Origin of the sequence: Thauera sp. SDU_THAU2 (assembly GCF_038260575.1) — a bacterium.
Taxonomy (GTDB): domain Bacteria; phylum Pseudomonadota; class Gammaproteobacteria; order Burkholderiales; family Rhodocyclaceae; genus Thauera.
The window spans coordinates 3,050,798-3,063,377 of record NZ_JBBWUN010000003.1; the positions used below are offsets into that span (position 1 = coordinate 3,050,798).

General features: G+C 65.5%; 12 protein-coding genes. 3 read left to right on the forward strand and 9 right to left on the reverse strand.

Annotated elements, in window-relative coordinates; all coding sequences use genetic code 11:
* Positions 1–177 precede the first annotated feature (177 nt).
* The gene (gene groL / locus AAFL97_RS15950; RefSeq protein WP_341645753.1) at positions 178–1,827 is read right to left on the reverse strand and encodes a chaperonin GroEL; all 1,650 of its coding nucleotides are present in this window, start codon (positions 1,825–1,827) and stop codon (positions 178–180) included.
* A 54-nt stretch (positions 1,828–1,881) separates the two neighbouring features.
* Positions 1,882–2,172 carry a co-chaperone GroES gene (groES, locus tag AAFL97_RS15955; protein WP_263462117.1) on the reverse strand — a complete coding sequence of 97 codons (291 nt, stop codon included), beginning with the start codon at positions 2,170–2,172 and terminating at the stop codon, positions 1,882–1,884.
* A gap of 277 nt (positions 2,173–2,449) precedes the next feature.
* On the opposite strand from groES, the gene AAFL97_RS15960 reads away from it, so the two are divergent.
* Together AAFL97_RS15960 and AAFL97_RS15965 are read left to right on the forward strand one after the other, a co-directional pair.
* Positions 2,450–3,715 carry a glycoside hydrolase family 2 TIM barrel-domain containing protein gene (locus tag AAFL97_RS15960; protein ID WP_341645754.1) on the forward strand — a complete coding sequence of 422 codons (1,266 nt, stop codon included), beginning with the start codon at positions 2,450–2,452 and terminating at the stop codon, positions 3,713–3,715.
* Between the two features lie 193 nt (positions 3,716–3,908).
* The gene (locus AAFL97_RS15965; protein ID WP_341645755.1) at positions 3,909–4,499 is read left to right on the forward strand and encodes a DUF938 domain-containing protein; all 591 of its coding nucleotides are present in this window, start codon (positions 3,909–3,911) and stop codon (positions 4,497–4,499) included.
* A gap of 88 nt (positions 4,500–4,587) precedes the next feature.
* Here AAFL97_RS15965 and AAFL97_RS15970 read toward each other — a convergent pair whose 3' ends face one another.
* Positions 4,588–6,345, reverse strand: a complete 1,758-nt coding sequence (locus AAFL97_RS15970) for an autotransporter assembly complex protein TamA (protein WP_341645756.1) — start codon at positions 6,343–6,345, stop codon at positions 4,588–4,590.
* A 9-nt stretch (positions 6,346–6,354) separates the two neighbouring features.
* Positions 6,355–7,356, reverse strand: a complete 1,002-nt coding sequence (locus AAFL97_RS15975; protein ID WP_341645757.1) for a class 1 fructose-bisphosphatase — start codon at positions 7,354–7,356, stop codon at positions 6,355–6,357.
* Positions 7,357–7,539: 183 nt separating this feature from the next.
* Here AAFL97_RS15975 and AAFL97_RS15980 point away from each other — a divergent pair, with 183 nt between their 5' ends.
* On the forward strand, positions 7,540–8,793 hold the full coding sequence (locus AAFL97_RS15980) for a D-amino acid dehydrogenase (RefSeq protein WP_341645758.1): 1,254 nt from the start codon (positions 7,540–7,542) through the stop codon (positions 8,791–8,793).
* Between the two features lie 25 nt (positions 8,794–8,818).
* Here the strand turns inward: AAFL97_RS15980 and AAFL97_RS15985 are convergent, their stop codons facing one another.
* From AAFL97_RS15985 to AAFL97_RS16005, 5 genes are all read right to left on the reverse strand, one after another.
* Positions 8,819–9,304 carry a hemerythrin domain-containing protein gene (locus tag AAFL97_RS15985; RefSeq protein ID WP_341645759.1) on the reverse strand — a complete coding sequence of 162 codons (486 nt, stop codon included), beginning with the start codon at positions 9,302–9,304 and terminating at the stop codon, positions 8,819–8,821.
* 9 nt (positions 9,305–9,313) lie between these two features.
* Positions 9,314–9,799, reverse strand: coding sequence for a ClpXP protease specificity-enhancing factor (locus AAFL97_RS15990; protein ID WP_341645760.1), 486 nt, complete (start codon positions 9,797–9,799; stop codon positions 9,314–9,316).
* A 55-nt stretch (positions 9,800–9,854) separates the two neighbouring features.
* Positions 9,855–10,451: a glutathione S-transferase N-terminal domain-containing protein gene (locus AAFL97_RS15995; RefSeq protein WP_068636083.1), complete on the reverse strand. Its 597-nt coding sequence runs from the start codon at positions 10,449–10,451 to the stop codon at positions 9,855–9,857.
* A gap of 108 nt (positions 10,452–10,559) precedes the next feature.
* Complete coding sequence (locus AAFL97_RS16000) at positions 10,560–11,315, reverse strand: cytochrome c1 (protein WP_341645761.1); 756 nt, start codon at positions 11,313–11,315, stop codon at positions 10,560–10,562.
* On the reverse strand, positions 11,312–12,580 hold the full coding sequence (locus AAFL97_RS16005; RefSeq protein WP_263462108.1) for a cytochrome b: 1,269 nt from the start codon (positions 12,578–12,580) through the stop codon (positions 11,312–11,314). Before AAFL97_RS16005 ends, AAFL97_RS16000 begins: the two co-directional genes overlap by 4 nt.

The window sequence follows — 12,580 nt, forward strand, 5'->3', positions numbered from 1 at the left end:
ATCCCACGGATTTTGACCACACTGGCAGCAAGGTCGTAAGCCTCTGCCATGGAGCCCGCCGCAAGCCGGCAAGGCCAGGGTACAGTCCATCGTCCGGATGCAGAAAGGCCTCGCTTCCGCGAGGCCTTTCCAAAGCAGCATCAGCCCCCGGCGAACCGGGGCCCGGGCATCAGGACATTACATGCCCATGCCCATGCCGCCCATACCACCCATGCCGCCCATGTCGGGCATGCCGCCGGCCGGCTTGTCCTCGGCCAGTTCGCCGACCATGCAGTCGGTAGTCAGCATCAGGCCGGCAACCGAAGCGGCGTTCTGCAGCGCGGTACGGGTCACCTTGGTCGGATCCAGCACGCCCATCTCGACCATGTCGCCGTACTCGCCGGTGGCGGCGTTGAAGCCGTAGTTGCCCGAACCTTCGACGACCTTGTTCACCACCACGCTCGGCTCGTCGCCGGCGTTGGCGACGATCTCGCGCAGCGGCTGCTCCATCGCGCGCAGCACGATCTTGATGCCGGCGTCCTGGTCGTGGTTGTCGCCCTTCAGGCCGCTCAGGCTGGCACGGGCACGCAACAGCGCGACACCGCCGCCCGGGACGATGCCTTCTTCCACCGCAGCGCGGGTGGCGTGCAGGGCGTCCTCGACGCGGGCCTTCTTCTCCTTCATCTCGACTTCGGTGGCGGCACCGACCTTGATCACCGCAACACCGCCGGCCAGCTTGGCCACGCGTTCCTGCAGCTTTTCACGGTCGTAGTCGGAAGTCGCTTCCTCGATCTGCACGCGGATCTGCTTGACGCGGGCTTCGATGCGATCGGCCTGGCCGGCACCGTCGATGATGATGGTGTTTTCCTTGCCGATCTCGATGCGCTTGGCCTGGCCCAGATCGTCCAGGGTGGCCTTTTCCAGCGTCAGGCCGACTTCCTCGGCGATGACCTGGCCGCCGGTCAGGATGGCGATGTCTTCCAGCATGGCCTTGCGGCGGTCGCCGAAGCCCGGAGCCTTGACGGCGCAGGTCTTCAGGATGCCGCGGATGTTGTTCACCACCAGGGTGGCCAGGGCTTCGCCTTCGACGTCCTCGGCGATGATCAGCAGCGGGCGGCCGGCCTTGGCGACTTGCTCCAGCACCGGCAGCAGGTCACGGATGTTGGCGATCTTCTTGTCGAACAGCAGGACGAAGGGATCGTCCAGCACGGCGACCTGCTTGTCCGGGTTGTTGATGAAGTAGGGCGACAGGTAGCCACGGTCGAACTGCATGCCTTCGACGACGTCCAGCTCGTTGTTCAGCGACTTGCCGTCTTCGACGGTGATCACGCCTTCCTTGCCGACCTTGTCCATCGCCTTGGCGATGATGTCGCCGATGTCGCTGTCGGAGTTGGCCGAGATCGAACCGACCTGGGCGATTTCCTTGTTGGTCGAGCAGGGCTTGGACAGCTTCTTCAGCTCTTCGATGGTGGCGGCGACGGCCTTGTCGATGCCGCGCTTCAGATCCATCGGGTTCATGCCGGCGGCAACGTACTTCATGCCTTCGCGCACGATCGACTGGGCCAGCACGGTGGCGGTGGTGGTGCCGTCACCGGCGATGTCCGAGGTCTTGGAAGCGACTTCCTTGACCATCTGCGCGCCCATGTTCTCGAACTTGTCCTTCAGTTCGATCTCCTTGGCCACCGAGACGCCGTCCTTGGTCACGGTCGGGGCGCCGAACGAGCGCTCCAGCACCACGTTGCGGCCCTTCGGGCCCAGGGTCACCTTGACCGCGTTGGCGAGGATGTTGATGCCGGCGACCATGCGTTCGCGGGCGGAATCACCAAACTTGACTTCTTTAGCTGCCATTCTTAAGAACTCCGGAATTTTTCAGGGATTAGCGCTTCAGGAATGCGGCAAGGCTCAGCCTTCGACCACGCCCATGATGTCTTCCTCGCGCATCACGAGGAGCTCTTCGCCTTCGACCTTGACGGCCTGGCCGGCATACTTGCCGAACAGCACCTTGTCGCCCGCCTTGACGGCCATCGGACGCACGTTGCCGTCGTCGAGGATCTTGCCGTTGCCGACGGCCAGGACTTCGCCCTGATCGGGCTTCTCGCCTGCGCTGTCCGGGATCACGATGCCGCTGGCGGTCTTGCGCTCGGCTTCCAGACGCTTGACGATCACGCGATCGTGCAGAGGACGAATCTTCATCGAGTTCACTCCTATCTTCGGTTCGACTGTTTGGGTTGATGGCTTGCGGATTGGCCCGCGGAAAATTCGCAGTGACCCGAATGCAGCAGCTCCGCTGCCGCACCGGGTTTGTTAGCACTCACTGCCAACGAGTGCTAATAATAGGGACGGGGTTCCTGGATTTCAAGAGCGACCGGCGTGATTTCTGCGCTGCCCTTCCGTACAAGGCGTCATCGAGCACTGAACTTTTCCACCGCTGGGTCGCCCCAAGGCAAGACAAGTCCTTGAGGGATGGAGCATGGCCTCGCAGCACGGCCACCGCGCCGAACAGTGGATCGAAATGAATATTCTTGCCGCAGCCTTCCGGCACATCCTTTTCGCTCTCTTCGTCTGCACCGGTGCCCTGTCCTCGGGCATCAGCCAGGCGGCACCAGGCCCGCAGTGGCAGGGTGCCGCCTTCGAAGGCGATGCGGCCGGCCTCGCACGCCTGGCCGCCGCCGGCGCCCAAGTGGTACGCGTCTATCGGCAGGCCGATGCCTGGGTGCTGGACGAAGCGCAACGGCTCGGTTTGAAGGTGCTCATGGGCTTATGGCTGGAGCATCCGCGCCACGGCTTCAGCTATGACGACGAGCAGGCCGTGCGGGCACAGGAGCAGGCCATCCTCGACTTCGTCGAGCGCCACCGAGGGCACCCCGCCCTGCTCGCCTGGGGCGTCGGCAACGAAATCGAGACCGCGGTGGAAAACCCGCTGCCGCTATGGCGCGAGGTCGATCGCCTCGCTGCGGCGATCAAGCGGATCGATCCGGCCCACCCGACGCTGATGGTCGTCGCCGATACCGGCATGGACGCTTTTCACAGCCTGGCGGACTGCTGCCCGAACGTCGATCTGCTGGGCATCAACGTCTATGCCGGCGCGGTGTTCGATCTGCCTCGGCGGCTGCGCGACGCGGGCATCGGCAAGCCGGTCGTCGTCACCGAACTGGGACCGCTCGGCCAGTGGCAGGCCGGTCGCAAACCCTGGGGAGCGCCGGTGGAGCCGACCAGCAGCGAAAAAGCCCGCTTCTTCACCGAGGCCCTCGACTATCTCGCACGCCAGCCGCAGATTCGCGGCGCCTTCCCCTTCCTGTGGGGCGCCAAACAGGAGCAGACCGAAACCTGGCACGGCCTGTTGCTGGCCGACGGCAGCGGCACCGCGATGAGCGATGCGCTGGCCTCGTTCTGGGGCCGGCCGGTGGAGAGGCCCGCACCGGCCGTGCGCGGCATCGGCATCGCCGCCGACGTGTTCGCCCCCGGAGCGGAGATTTCGGCCGGCATCGATGCCGTCAGCGCCGACGGCACGGCGCTGGAAACGGAATGGAAGATTCTTGCCGAAGCCACCGACCTGCGCAAAGGCGGCGACCACGAATCCCCGCCCGCGCGCGTCGCCACGCGCGTCCTGCACGCCGATGCCGCCAGCGTGCGCCTGCTGGCGCCTGCCGAGCCGGGAGCCTATCGCCTGTTCATCACGACACGCGATCGCCACGGCAAAGCGGCAACGGCCAACCTTCCGTTTCTGGTGCGCTGAAGGCCCCCGTTTCCGGGCGCGGGCCATCTCATGCGCCGACTCAACAATCCGGACATACCCTAGAACGGGGAAAAGTTCATGGTCGACGGCTGTCGATGCTCGCTCGGCACTGCGGTCTGGATCACACTCCGCGCTAAACAGTCCAACGATCCGATAAGTCAGCCTCCCCCGCCCCATGTCCAACGATCGACGCATGTTCTCCCCGTCCACCGAGCGCAATCGCTGCCACATCCTGCCGATTCTGCAGCGTGCCCTGCCCGACACGGCCTCGGTACTGGAGGTGGGCAGCGGCACCGGCGAACACGCCGTATATTTCTGTGCCCACATGCCCGGGCTCCACTGGCAGCCGACCGAAGGCGATCCGGCCGCGATCGACTCCATCACCGCCTGGATCTCGCATTCCGGCCTGAGCAACATCGAGGCACCGCTCGAACTGGAATTGAACAGCGAAGCCTGGCCGGTCCAGCATGCCGATGCGGTGGTGGCAATCAACGTACTGCATTACTCGCCATGGTCGAGCACGGCGGCGCTGTTCCGCGGCGCAGCCCGCATGCTGCCGAAAGGCGGCATCGTCTACTGCTACGGCCCCTATCGCCGCAACGGCGCGCATACGGCGCCGTCCAATGCCGCATTCGACGAATGGCTGCACGGCATCGATCCCCGCTTCGGCGTGCGCGACCTGGAAGCGGTCGAGGCCGAAGCCCGCGAACATGGCTTCCTGCTCGATGAAGTCATCGAGATGCCGGCCAACAACTTCAGCCTGATCTTCCGGCGCGAAGCCTGAAACCGGAGTACCGGAGACCCTGAGCCGGGCTCGCGGCGGCCGCCGCAATGGCGGCCACAGCCCCGGCTGCCACCGCAATGACGGCCACTCAAAACGCGACGGCGACGCCGAAGTGCAGCCGCAGCTTGCGTTCGTCGTGCCCCCAGGCGAGATCGACCGCAAGCGGTCCGGCCGGGCTGCGCCAGCGGGCGCCGACGCCGTAGCCCGTGCGCAGATCGAAATCGTCGCGCGTATCGGCCGCATCGCCCGCATCGACGAACACCGCCGCCCCCCATTGCGGCTCGAACCAGCGCACGTATTCCGCGCTCATGGTGCCGAGGTAGCGCCCGCCGACGGTCGCCCTGCCCTCACGGACCCCGAGGCTCTGGTAGGCGTAGCCGCGCACCGATTGCGCACCGCCGGTGCGGAACAGGAAATCCTGCGGAATGCCTTCCCGCGAATCGGCCAGCGTCACGCCGGCCTCGCCGCGCAGGATGAACACATCGCGTTCACCGACGGGCTGGTAGCGCACCGCGCGGCCATACAGACGGACGAAATCCTGGTCGGCCAGCGCCACCGCCGCACCGCCGCCGACCTGGAACTCCAGCACGTAGCCGCGTGTCGGGTCGAGCAGATCATCGACGGCCCGCCGGAGCCAGGTCCAGTTGAGCGTCAGCGTGTTCTGCGAACTCGCTTCCGCGCCGCTGGGCTGGATGCGCTCGTGCTGCAGCCGCAGCGCGAGCTGAGTCTCGATGTCGCCCCGCACCGTGCTGCGCGTCGCGCCGATGGCCTGCGAGCTGATCTTGAGCCCTTCGAGATCGCTGCGATCGATCAGCGCACCGAAACTGTCGCGATGCCGCCCCGAAGGCGGCAGGAAGATGTCGGCATAGGCCGACTGGCGGCGCTGCTCGATGCGCAGGCCGGTCGACAATTCCCAGGCGCGGCGAAACAGGTTGGAATCGCGATAGCTGGCCTCGACGCGGAAACCCGTGTTGCTCGACACCCCCACACCGAAACCGAGGTACTTGGGCCTCGCCTCGGTCACCTGCACTCTGACCGGGACGGCCTTGGCCAAGGCCGGGTCACGATCGATGGCGACGATCACCGAGGCGAAATGCGGCGTGTTCTGCAAGCCGGTCTGGAACGCCAGCAAGGCTTCGCGATCGTAGGGTTCGCCTTCCTTCAGGCGGCTGTAGCGCTGCACCAGATCGGCAGGCAGTTCCTGCAGGCCGCTGACGTCGAGGGCGCCGAGGTAGAACGCGGGGCCGCTGTCGAGCGTCACGTTCAGGCGCGCCGACGCCGTGTCGGGATCGATCTCGGCGCGGCTGGCGACGATGCGGGCGGCCGCATAACGACGGGCGGCGACGGCATCGAGCAGCGCCTGCTTGGCGGCATCCCAGTCGGCCTGGCGGAAAGGCGCACCCTGCGGCAGGCTCCAGCGGCCGCGCAAGGCCTCGAGATAAGCCTCCCCTCCCGCCTCCGGGTCGCCCTGCGCCGTCGCGACCTCGCCTTCGAAAGCGATCGATACCTGCCCGACGGTCGTCCGCTGCCCCGGTTCGACCTTCAGCAGCCAGCGACCCGTTTCACTGCGGTCGATGCGGACCGATGGCGAAAAATAGCCTTCGGTCGCCAGCAGCTGTTCCACCTCGCGCCGCGCGCGGCGCGACAGGGCGATGCGATCGGCCGTGGCCTCGGGCAGCACCTGCTCCCCCTTGCGCAGCAGGCGGACATGGCGCTCGAGCAGCTCGCGCACCTCGCCCGGCGCCTCCAGGCTGACATCCAGCGCCTGCTGGGCAGCGGCAGGCAGGGCAAGCTGCAGTGACACGCCCAGCAGCAGCGAAACGATGAAACGCCGGCAGACCCGCATGCGAGACGATCAGTGCGCCCGGTGGTATTCGACGACGCGCTCCACCTCGGCCTTCGAGCCGAGGATCACCGGCACGCGCTGATGCAGTTCGGTCGGCAGCACGTCGAGAATCCGCTCCCGTCCGGTGCTCGCGGCGCCACCGGCCTGCTCGACCAGCATCGCCATCGGGTTCGCCTCGTACATCAGGCGCAGCTTGCCGCCCTTGGCGCGGCACTTCTCGTCCATCGGATACATGAAGATGCCGCCGCGCGTCACGATGCGATGCACGTCCGACACCATCGACGCCACCCAGCGCATGTTGAAATCCACGCCACGCGGGCCGGCCGCCCCTTGCTGCAGTTCCTCGACGTAGCGCTGCACCGGCGCTTCCCAGAAGCGCGCATTCGAGGCGTTGATGGCGTACTCGCGCGTTTCCTCGGGAATCGTCATGAACGGATGGGTGTAGATGAAGCTGCCCATCTCGCGGTCGAGCGTGAAGCCATGCACGCCGTTGCCGACGGTCAGCACCAGCTGGGTCGAAGGACCGTAGATCGCATAGCCTGCTGCAGCCTGCTCCCGTCCGGGCTGCATGAAGCTCTCCTCGGTCGCCGGCGCGCCGCCCGGCGGCATGCGCAGCACCGAGAAGATGGTGCCCACCGACACATTGACGTCGATGTTCGACGAACCATCGAGCGGATCGAACAACAGCAGGAAACCGCCTTTCGGATAATCGAAGGGAATCTGGTGCACGGTCTCGACCTCTTCCGAAGCCATCGCCGCCAGATGGCCGCCCCATTCGTTGGCCTGCAGCAGGATCTCGTTGGCGATGACGTCGAGCTTCTTCTGCGCTTCACCCTGGACGTTGTCGGTGCCTGCCTCGCCCAGCACTCCCGCAAGCGCGCCCTTGGAGACATTGACGCTGATGGCCTTGACGGCACGGGCGACGACCTCGATCAACAGACGCAGGTCGGCGGTGATGCGACCAGCACGCTGCTGCTCGATCAGGAACTGGGTGAGGGTGACACGACGCATGAAGGGACTCCGTGGATGCGATTGATGCTGACAGCGACGGATTATCCCGGTTCCTTGCGCTCAGCGCACGGCAAAAAAAGTTTCACCGCTCTCCGGATGCATGGCTATCATCCCTGCCTTGGCCCAGGCACGGTGATTCGAATCCCCGCTCCGCGCCACCGTCTTTCAGCACCTCCATCCTTTATGCACGTCATGGTTCTCGGCGCCGGCGTCACCGGTGTCACGACCGCCTGGTATCTGCGACAGGCGGGATTCGAAGTCAGTCTCGTCGATCGTCAGGCGGGCGCAGGCATGGAAACGAGCTTCGCCAACGGCGGCCAGATTTCCATCAGCCATCCCGAGCCCTGGGCCAATCCCTCGGCGCCCTGGCTCGCCCTGCGCTGGCTCGGCCGCGCCGACGCGCCGCTGAAGATCCGCCCGGCCGCCGACCCGGCCCAGTGGCGCTGGGTACTCGCCTTCCTGCACGAATGCCTGCCCTGGCGCACGCGCCGCAATACGGCGGCGATCGCCGCGCTCGCGGTCTGGAGCGGGCACTGCCTGGCCAGGCTGCGGGACGAAACCGGGCTGGAATACGAACAGCGCAAGCGCGGCATCCTGCACCTGTTCAACACGCCCCGGGAATTCGCCCGCGCACCTCGCCGGGTAGCGGAGCTGGCGCATTTCGGCATCGAGGCACGCGTCTGCCAGCCTGCCGAATGCGTCGCCATCGAACCTGCGCTGGCGGCCCGGCAAAGCCCGCTGGCCGGCGGCATCCATGCACCGGGAGACGAATCGGGCAATGCGCACCTGTTCACCCGGGCGCTGGCCGAAAGGCTGGAGCAGGCGGGCGTGCGCTTCCACTGGAACACCCAGGTACTGCAGTTGAATCACGGCAACGGCACGATCAACAACATCGACATCGAGGACGGAATCGGCCGCAGAGGCGCGCTGATCGCCGATGCATACGTGGTCTGCCTCGGCAGCCACAGCGCGGAACTGCTGGCACCGACCGGCATGCGGCTGCCGATCTATCCGGTCAAGGGGTATTCGATCACCGCCGCATTGACGGAGCCCGCCAGGGCGCCCGAAGTCAGCCTGACCGACGAGTCGCGGCGGATCGTCTGCTCCCGCCTGGGAGAGCGCCTGCGCGTTGCCGGAACGGCCGAGCTGGCGGGGTTCGATACCCGCATCCGGCCCGAACGCATCCGCCCGCTGCTGGACTGGACCCGGCAGCACTTCCCCGGCGCCATCGACGAGGCCAGCGTCCAGCCCTGGGCAGGCCTGCGCCCGGCCACGCCGGGCAACCTGCCGCTGATCGGCAGGAGCACGAGCACGAATCTATGGCTGAACACCGGCCATGGCACGCTGGGCTGGACGCTCGCCTGCGGCTCGGCCAGCGCGCTGGTGGCCTTGATGCGCGGCGAACAACCGCCGGTCGCCTACCCTTTCCGTACTTGATCGGCCGGCGGCGCCGGAAAGGATCTCAGGCGCAGGCGGTCTTGTTATCGGCCGTCAGCGTGGCACAGGCGCAGCCTGCAGCTTTCTCGCCACCTTCCTCACCCGGCACGAAACCTTCCGCCTCGACGTCGTAGCCGACGCTGTTGAGATGGAAGGCGAGCGCCGCATCCATGCCGTTGGTGTGGTTCTCGAACCACGCCGGCAGTTCCTGGATCAGGCGCCTGGCGAAGAACATGTCGCCATTGGCCACGCGCTTGCGGACGTCGTGCAGCACGGCGAGCACGCGCTCATGCTCGGCACGGTGGCAGCCCGGGAAATCCACCGCTTCCATCCAGCGGTTCTCCTGAGCGAAGTGCGCTTCGGTATGGGCGACGAAGGCGTCGTAGGCGGCGAGGAAGTTCTCCGGCGCGGCGCTCGCCACGGCGGTATACAGCTCGACGAACTCGCGATGGGTGTCGTCCATGCGCGCAAGACCGTTCTCGAGCTTTTCGCTCCATTCCAGACTGGACATCGTGTCTCCTTACTTGACCACGGTCAGGTGCGAAGGGCGCGGGCGCCGCGGCGAGCCATCGCCGGGTTTCGCCGCATCCTCGCGCGCCTTTGCTGCCGCCTCGCCCATGTCTTCGGCCGCTTCCGGTTCCCGGGCCTCGCCGTCCCGGGATACCAGCGCGGGAGCGCTCTCGTCCCCTTCCTCGAGTTCGGGCTCGAAAGCCATGCCCTGCCCGTTCTCGCGGGCATAGATCGCGATCACGTTGGCGACCGGAATCACCAGCGAATGCGCGACACCGCCGAAGCGGGCCTGGAAGCTGATGTAGTCGTTGGCCATCTGCAGGTGGCCGGTGGCCTCGGACGACAGATTGAGCACGATCTGGCCGTCGCGGGCATAGCCGGGCGGCACGCGCGTCTGCCCATCGACGATGGCGGCGAGGTAAGGCGTGAATCCCTGGTCGACGCACCATTCCCAGATGGCACGCAGCAGATAAGGCTTGGTCGATATTGTGCTCATGGCCTTTCCATCAGGCGATGCCCACGCCGGCGGCGGGGCATCGCGGGTCGAACGGTCAGCGGCGCATCACCTTCTCGGAAGGCGTCAGCGCGTCGATGAAGCCCTGGCGGCTGAAGATGCGCTCGGCGTACTTCATCAGCGGCGCCGCCGCCTTGGGCAGCTCGATGCCGTAATGTTCCAGGCGCCACAGCAGCGGTGCGATGGCGACGTCCAGCATCGAGAACTCCTCGCCGAGCATGAACTTCTGCTTGGTGAAGATCGGCGCCAGCTGGGTGAGATGGTCGCGGACGTGGGCACGCACCTTGTCCACTCCCTTCTGGTTGGCCTCCAGCGCTTCGAGGTGCGAGAACAGTTCGTGCTCGAAAGTGTGCAGCAGCTGGCGCGCGCGGGCACGCATGATCGGGTCGGGCGGCATCAGCTGCGGATGCGGGAAGCGCTCGTCGATGTACTCGTTGATGATGTTCGACTCGTACAGCACGAGATCGCGATCCACCAGCACCGGCACGCGGTTGTATGGATTGATGACGGCAATGTCTTCGGGCTTGTTGTAGAGATCGACGTCGATGACTTCGAAGTCCATGCCCTTCTCGAACAGGACGATCCGGCAGCGGTGGCTGAAAGGATCGGTCGTGCCGGAATACAGATTCATCATGGTGTTGCCACTCCGGGGATGCAAAAGCAAAAGCGCACCACGCGATATCGCGTGGTGCGTCTGGGTTGGGACTAGATCAACAGGCCTCCCGGCCTGCCGCGGTTCCGATCAATGAATGTCCTTCCAGTAGTTCTTCTTCAGGGCATAGGCCAGCACGAAGAAACCTGCCAGGAAGATCAGCACGACGGTGCCGATCGCCTTGCGCTTCTCGGCCACCGGCTCGCCCATCCACACGAGGAAGGAGACCAGATCGGCCACGGCCTTGTCGTACTCCTCGACCGACAGCTTGCCGGGCTTGGCCAGCGTCAGCTCGACGTGCTTGCCGCCATGGCCGTCATCGCTGATCTTGGCCACCTGCTCGCCCTGCAGCTCCCACAGCACGTGCGGCATGCCGACGTTTTCGAAGATCACGTTGTTCCAGCCGGTGGGGCGCTCGGCGTCGCGGTAGAACTGGCGCAGATAGGTGTAGAGCCAGTCCGCACCGCTGCCGTCGCCGGAAGCGCGCGAACGCGCGATCACCGACAGATCCGGCGGCGCTGCGCCGAACCAGGTCGTGCCGTCGGCGCGGCTCATGCTGATCTTCATCAGATCGCCGACCTTCTCGCCGGTGAACAGCAGGTTGTCGCGGATCATCTGCTCGGACAGGCCGATGTTCTCCAGCTGGTTGTAGCGCACGTAGGACGCGCCGTGACAGTTCAGACAGTAATTGACGAACAGCTTGGCGCCATGCTGCAGCGCGGCCGGCTCGGTGCTCACCGGCGCCTTGTCGAGGTTGACCGAGACGTCGGCCGCCAGCGTAAGCGCCGGGGCGAACAGCAGCACGGCTGCTGCACGCTTGACGAAATTGATCACGCGCATTTTCATTTGAAGTTCACCCTTTCCGGTTCGGCCTTGCACTTGTCGAGCTTGCTGTACCACGGCATCAGCAGGAAGAACGCGAAATACAGCACCGAGCAGATCTGCGACACCAGCGTACGACCCGGGGTCGGGGGCAGCACGCCCAGGTAGCCCAGGATGAAGAAGCAGATGACGAAGATGACCACGGCGATCTTGAAGATCGGACCCTTGTAGCGGATCGACTTCACCGGGCTGCGGTCCAGCCAGGGCAGGAAGGCGATGATCACCACCGACGCGCCCATCGCCACCACGCCCCAGAACTTCGCATCGAGGCCGAACAGCGGGTAGGTCACCGCGCGCAGGATCGAGTAGAAGGGCGTGAAGTACCACACCGGCGCGATGTGCGGCGGGGTCTTCAGCGGGTCGGCCGGAATGAAGTTGTTGAACTCCAGGAAGTAGCCGCCGCCTTCCGGCGCGAAGAACACCACTGCACTGAAGAAGAACAGGAAGGCGACGACGCCGACGATGTCCTTGACGGTGTAGTAGGGGTGGAAGGGGATGCCGTCCAGCGGGATGCCGTTGGCGTCCTTCTTCTTCTTGATCTCGACACCGTCCGGGTTGTTGGAGCCGACTTCGTGCAGCGCGATGATGTGCGCAGCGACGAGGCCGATCAGCACCAGCGGCACGGCGATGACGTGGAAGGAGAAGAAGCGGTTCAGCGTGGCATCGGACACCACGTAGTCACCACGGATGACCAGCGACAGGTCCGGACCGATGACCGGGATCGCCGAGAACAGGTTGACGATGACCTGCGCGCCCCAGAAGGACATCTGGCCCCAGGGCAGCAGATAACCCATGAAGGCTTCGGCCATCAGCACCAGGAAGATCAGCGTGCCGAAGATCCAGATCAGCTCGCGCGGCTTGCGGTAGGAACCGTAGAGCAGGCCGCGGAACATGTGCAGATAGACGACGATGAAGAAGGCCGAGGCACCGGTCGAGTGCAGGTAGCGGATCAGCCAGCCGCCCGGCACCTCGCGCATGATGTACTCGACGCTGGCGAAGGCCACCGGCACACCGGCGGCGTTCAGCGACGCATCCGGCTTGTAGTGCATGACCAGGAAGATGCCGGTCAGGATCTGGATCACCAGCACCAGCAGCGCCAGCGAGCCGAAGAAGTACCAGAAGTTGAAGTTTTTCGGGGCGTAGTATTCGGTGAGGTGCCCCTTGATGGACGACGTCAGCGGGAAACGCTCGTCGATCCAGTTCAGCACAGCCTGGGATTTGGTCGTCAT

What these genes read in the sequence shown, in the direction of transcription:
- groL (WP_341645753.1), bottom strand. Translation starts at nt 1,827, where the DNA reads ATGGCAGCTAAAGAAGTCAAGTTTGGTGATTCCGCCCGCGAACGCATG.
- groES (WP_263462117.1), bottom strand. Translation starts at nt 2,172, where the DNA reads ATGAAGATTCGTCCTCTGCACGATCGCGTGATCGTCAAGCGTCTGGAA.
- AAFL97_RS15960 (WP_341645754.1), top strand. Translation starts at nt 2,450, where the DNA reads ATGGCCTCGCAGCACGGCCACCGCGCCGAACAGTGGATCGAAATGAAT.
- AAFL97_RS15965 (WP_341645755.1), top strand. Translation starts at nt 3,909, where the DNA reads ATGTTCTCCCCGTCCACCGAGCGCAATCGCTGCCACATCCTGCCGATT.
- AAFL97_RS15970 (WP_341645756.1), bottom strand. Translation starts at nt 6,345, where the DNA reads ATGCGGGTCTGCCGGCGTTTCATCGTTTCGCTGCTGCTGGGCGTGTCA.
- AAFL97_RS15975 (WP_341645757.1), bottom strand. Translation starts at nt 7,356, where the DNA reads ATGCGTCGTGTCACCCTCACCCAGTTCCTGATCGAGCAGCAGCGTGCT.
- AAFL97_RS15980 (WP_341645758.1), top strand. Translation starts at nt 7,540, where the DNA reads ATGCACGTCATGGTTCTCGGCGCCGGCGTCACCGGTGTCACGACCGCC.
- AAFL97_RS15985 (WP_341645759.1), bottom strand. Translation starts at nt 9,304, where the DNA reads ATGTCCAGTCTGGAATGGAGCGAAAAGCTCGAGAACGGTCTTGCGCGC.
- AAFL97_RS15990 (WP_341645760.1), bottom strand. Translation starts at nt 9,799, where the DNA reads ATGAGCACAATATCGACCAAGCCTTATCTGCTGCGTGCCATCTGGGAA.
- AAFL97_RS15995 (WP_068636083.1), bottom strand. Translation starts at nt 10,451, where the DNA reads ATGATGAATCTGTATTCCGGCACGACCGATCCTTTCAGCCACCGCTGC.
- AAFL97_RS16000 (WP_341645761.1), bottom strand. Translation starts at nt 11,315, where the DNA reads ATGAAAATGCGCGTGATCAATTTCGTCAAGCGTGCAGCAGCCGTGCTG.
- AAFL97_RS16005 (WP_263462108.1), bottom strand. Translation starts at nt 12,580, where the DNA reads ATGACGACCAAATCCCAGGCTGTGCTGAACTGGATCGACGAGCGTTTC.